At 61.2% G+C, this 5,047-nt stretch carries 3 protein-coding genes; all 3 read right to left on the bottom strand.

Translation table 11 applies throughout. The features are described 5' to 3' along the window. The coding region (locus LGZ99_RS23285) for a PAAR domain-containing protein (protein WP_262979727.1) at positions 1 to 4,075 on the bottom strand (4,075 nt) is incomplete at its 3' end. A 15-nt stretch (positions 4,076 to 4,090) separates the two neighbouring features. Further along, positions 4,091 to 4,540, bottom strand: a complete 450-nt coding sequence (locus tag LGZ99_RS23280) for a DcrB-related protein (protein WP_262979726.1) — start codon at positions 4,538 to 4,540, stop codon at positions 4,091 to 4,093. Between the two features lie 39 nt (positions 4,541 to 4,579). Then, on the bottom strand, positions 4,580 to 5,047 hold a 468-nt coding region (locus LGZ99_RS23275), incomplete at its 5' end, for a bacteriophage T4 gp5 trimerization domain-containing protein (RefSeq protein WP_449301373.1).

Below are 5,047 nucleotides of genomic sequence, written 5' to 3'. Positions count from 1 at the left end.
GCGATAAGTACTGTCCCGTTTCCCTCTCGTAATAACGGTGCCGATTATAAAATAACCCGCTTTCCTCATCCTCATACTGCCCACAGAATCGCAGGTTACACGTTAGGTTCCGCGGGTCATTGCGCGTCAGCACCCGCCAGCACTCGGCCTCGCCCCAGGTCAGCAGCCGGCCCGCCCATATCAGCTCGCCGTCCTCGGTCAGAATTTCTCGTACTGTCCCCTGGTGGTCGCTCACCACATAGTATAGCTGACCTTTTTCATACCGCGCCGACGGCGTCAGTGCACCCGGTTCGTACAGCCAGTGAATACTCTGCTCATAGGCAACGGTCCCGTCCGCATAGACCGGCGTCTCTTCTATCAGCTGGTCGCCGCTCCACAGGTAATCGTAACCGATAATGGCGGTCGGTTTCACCGCCTGACCAGCGTGGTCCCCTTCTTTTCGCTTACTGATCCGCCGCCCGAAGGCATCATAGCCGTAACGCCAGCGCACCCCTTCCGGACTGATGAATCCGGTCAGCCGCTGCTGCCCGTCCCAGCGGTAACGCCAGGTCCGGGGCCGATGGCCGTACCGGCGCGCCGTTTTTTCCACCCGGCACCCGTTCTCATCATAGCGATAGGTGTTAGTGCCGTGCTGAACCACCCGCCCGGCCTGCTGCGCCTGAGACGTCTGCCGCACGTCGTCACTGAGCCGCGCCGGCACCCGCTTGTGGTAATGCAGATTCTGACCGGCATCATACACAAACTGTTCGTCGCACGCGGTCGGACCACCAAACTGCGCGGTCACCACCTGGTCGTTCGCATTGTAGCCGTAACGGGTTTCTGCCCAGCGTCGGTCTTCAATACAGGCGACAGTGTGCGCCGGATTGTAATGCCAGCGGCGGGTCACCGCCCTGCCCGATGGCGGATAATGTGAGTCCGCTTCGTGCCGGGTCTGTTTAAACCGCCCTGAGCGGTGCCCGGCCGCCTGATGGGCCAGCAGCCCGAGCGGGGTGTAAGCCTGTGACTGGATAAATCCGGCCCCGCTTTCCCGTACGGTTTCCCGTCCCAGCGGGTCATGCTGTATGTGCAGCGGGGCGTGGCCGGCCAACTCAATGCGAGTGACCTGACCGAGCGGCCCATAGTCCCAGCGCAGGGCCGGCAGGTTATCCGCCTGCTGGCTGACCGGTAAGCCGCTCAGGGCGTCCCATTCGTGGGTCACCGTGCGGCCGTTAATCGTTTCGGCGGTCAGGTTGCCGGCATCGTCATAGTCAAATGCCACCACCGCGTCCGGGTTGACGGCGCGGATAAGCCGGCCTTTGTGGTCATAGCCGTATTCCGTGACCGCAACCAGCTGACACTGGGCTTCGTCTTCCTGCCAGACTTCCTGCCGGGTGAGGCGGTCTTCCGGGGTATAGCACCAGCGCAGCCGCTGATTATCCGGGTAACGGGCCAGTATTTTGCGCCCGGCCTTATCATACTGATACTGGATTGTCCGTCCGGTAAAGTCGGTTTCTCCGGTAATCCGCCCGGCCCGGTCGCGGGTGTAACGGTAAGTTTCCCCGGTGGCGTTGGTCACCGCGGTCAGGCGGGTCAGTCTGTCGTAGGTAAAGGTGAGGGCGGTGCCGTCGGGGTGGGTGACGCGGCTCAACAGGTCGAAAGCGTCGTAACGGTAGCGGGTCACTTTGCCTTCGCCGTCCGTGACCGCCGAGACTCGCCGTTCACTGTCGTAGTCAAGGGTCTGGCGGACGCCGTCCGGCAGGTGGATTTCACTGACGCTGCCCGCCGGGCTGGCATGAAAGGGGCTGTGATGATAGCGGGTCTGCTGATGCAGGGCATCGGTGACGGTCAGGAGTCGGCCCAGGCCGTCAGAGTCAAACCGGGTGACGGTGCCGTCCGGGGCCTCAATTTCACTTAACTGCTGTTGTTCATAGCCGTAGCGCCAGCTGCGGCCGTCCGGCAGGGTATGGCGCAGGATTTCACCCCGAGGGCCGTAACGGGTCTCTTCCATTCGGCCCTGCGGGTCGGTGACGGCGTCCAGACTGCCCCGGTCGTTATAGTGACATCGCCAGGTATCGCCGTCGGGCTGTGCCACCGCGGTCAGCTGCCCGTATTCATCGTAGTGGTAAGCGGTGCTGTCCCCCTGCGGGTTCGTGGAGACGGTCAGTTCCCCGTACCGGTTGTATTCACAGTGGACCGTGCGGCCCAGCGGGTCGGTTTCCGCTATTTTGTGGCCGAAGTCCCATTGGGTCAGGGTTTCATGGCCGAGCGGGTTAACTTCGCGGGTGACCAGGCCGTCGGCGTTATATTCGTAGCGGGTACAGCCGCCTTCGGCGTCGAAATACCGGGTGACGCGGTTTTCGTCATCATAGTCAAAGCGGTCCTGCCAGTAGCCCTGGGGGGTGGTGGTGGCGATGACCCGGCCCGCGTTATCATAGTGAATGGCGACATCGGTTTGGTCGGTGTCATGCCAGCGGGTCATGTAGCCCGGCGGGCTGTATTCATGCCACAGGTGGTTAAACTGAAACGACGCGCATTCGGCCAGGTAACCCTGATTATCATAGCGACAAGTCACCAGCCGCTGGCGCTGTCCCTGGTGCAGCCAGTCAATGGCGGTCAGTTGCCGGTGTTCATAGTGCAGCACCAGTTCAGTGCTGTCGGCATGGACGATATCCGCCAGGCGTCCGGTCTCATCGTAACGAAATACGGTCCGGTTGCCGTGGCGGTCCGCTATCGTTGACAGGCCACGTTTATCGCCCTGCCTCTGAGCAAAACTCAGGGTGTGCTGGGTATGGCGGTTAAACAGGTGCAGTTCGCCATTTAACTGGCCGTACAGCAGATAATGCCCGGCGTGCAGGTTGACCGAAAAGACGTTTTCGTCCGGGGTGTGGAAGGTGTAAATCACGCCTTCGCCGTCGGTGAAATGGGTCTCCTCGCCGTCGCGTCTCAGGTGCTGCGACCAGTCGTCCGCCCATTGGGGACCAAAGAGGCCGGAGAAGTTCGCGGTCGAGCGGTAGACCCGGTTGAGCGCCAGCGGCAACACGCCGGGCAGGGCGAGCGCTGGCCAGACCTGTAAGAAGTCGCCGGTCGCCACATCCACCGGTTCACCGGCTGTGCTACAGCGCTGGCTGCTACAGCCTGTTTTTTTCACTGACGGGCGGGGTTCGTGATGGGGGCCGCCTTTTTTCCCTCTGGGCAGGGGGATTAATCCGGCCAGCGCCACCGCCCAGCGTAACTCGGTGTCGCTGCTTGCCATGATGTCATACACCCCCTGCGTCTCCTGGGTAATGGCAATGGAGGCGGCGGCACTGTTGATATTGGCGTCACAGGTGGTGCGGTGACCCAGCCGGGCAATCGGTTTACCGTTGGCAAACACGGTTTTAGCCCCTTCGGCAATGACGACCGTGCCGGGGTGGTCGCTGCACACAATGTTATCCCCGACCCGGGCCACCGGCTTGCCTTCAAAAAAGACATTCGGGGAGCCTTCAATAATGGTGCCTTTATTTTCGCCGTATTGCCCGATAGCGGCACCGATACCGGCCACCATGCCGCCGACAAACCCGCCGGCTAATCCTGCGGCTGCCCCGGCGACCACCGCCAGGGCCAGTCCGCCGGTCGCCAGGGTTAACGCCCCGACAGCCACCACCGCCACCGCGCCCAGCAGAATGCCGCCCAGCGCCCCCCATAATCCGGCCTTTTTATTTTGGTGGGCAATCGCATCGCCCAGCCGGGCCGGGGAGTTTCCCTCGGTAGAGACCGTCTGCATGCCCAGAAAATCCGCTATCTGATGACCCATTTTATCGCCGGCATAGCTGCCGGCATAAGCTCCCACGGTGCCGGCGGCCAGGCCCGCGGCAAAGGGCGCCGCTGCTCCGGTCGCCACGGCATAGGCGCCGGCGGCCCCCATAGAGACCTGGCTGAACGCATCGCTTTCCAGAAATGCCAGGGCCTTATCCGAATGTGAGGTTGTCTTTGCGGTCCGGGGCGGCGAGGCGGATTGAACCGGCGCCTCTGTGCCGGCGGCGGTTTTCCGGGGTGATGCGGCGGGAGGACGGCGGGCGGCCCCGGCCCCCACCCAGACAGTCTGTAATAGGCTCATGACGGCACCCTGAGGTTATTGTTCATCATCCGAACGGGGTTGAAACGAGGTCATCATGGCGAGCATCTGCTGACGCTGAATCTCAGTCATGCTGCCGGAGCAGGTGCCGGTAAAAATCAGCACCTGCTCTGGCAGGTTAAGCAGCCGCATCAGCTGATGAAGGGGCCCCTGCGGGGAGTGCCAGGTGAACTCCGAGGTCACGGTTTCCCGGCCCTCCAGCGGGCCGTTTTCCTGTGAAATGGCCTGATAGTTTTTCAGCTGCTGACTGAGTGCGGTGATTTCCCGTTCGGCAAAGGCGATAAAGTCGAGTCCCCAGGGTAAGGTATCGCGGGACAGGGTGAAGCTGCTGCCGTTTTTGTCGTCGGGACTGCTGAGTACCAGTATACTGACATCCTGCCAGTCGTGGGGGACGTTGACCGAGCCGGCATTGAAGTGAAACGGGACTAAAGGCGTTTTCTGGGTCATAGGGTTATCCTGGTGAGTGTTTAGGGTCTTTTGCCGGCGTTAATTCAGGCCAATTTTTGTGCCGTTAACCAAAACGCCGCCGGAGTTGAGTTCAATGACGGAGCCGCCGAAGGTGATTTTGATGTTCTCCTGGGTCATCACGATTTTTCCTGCGCCGACTTTCAGCGTGATAATGTCACTGGCTTCATACAGCTGAGTCCCGGCTCCCGCTTTCCCGGCGTGGGTCTTGACTTGGACTTGGTTGGCTTCGGTGCTGCGCAGTTGGCAGATGGTTTCGCTGAGGTTACCCTGTTCAATAAGGGTCTGTTCATCACCGGCCTTCACAGCGACCTGACGGTTGCCGGTTTCCACGACCAGGGTCTGGTCATGTTTTACCACGGTGTTCATATCGCGCTGAGCATGCAAAGCGAGCGCTTCACTGCCTTTGGCATCCTCAAAGCGCAGTTCGTTGTAACCGTCGCCCTTGTGGGTTTTCGAGCGGAAGGCCATCTGGGTTTTGCTGCCCGG

Source organism: Photorhabdus temperata (assembly GCF_025384845.1).
Taxonomy (GTDB): Bacteria; Pseudomonadota; Gammaproteobacteria; order Enterobacterales; family Enterobacteriaceae; genus Photorhabdus; species Photorhabdus temperata.
This window is presented reverse-complemented; position numbering and strand designations above follow the sequence as displayed.

What these genes read in the sequence shown, in the direction of transcription:
- LGZ99_RS23280 (WP_262979726.1), bottom strand. Translation starts at nt 4,540, where the DNA reads ATGACCCAGAAAACGCCTTTAGTCCCGTTTCACTTCAATGCCGGCTCG.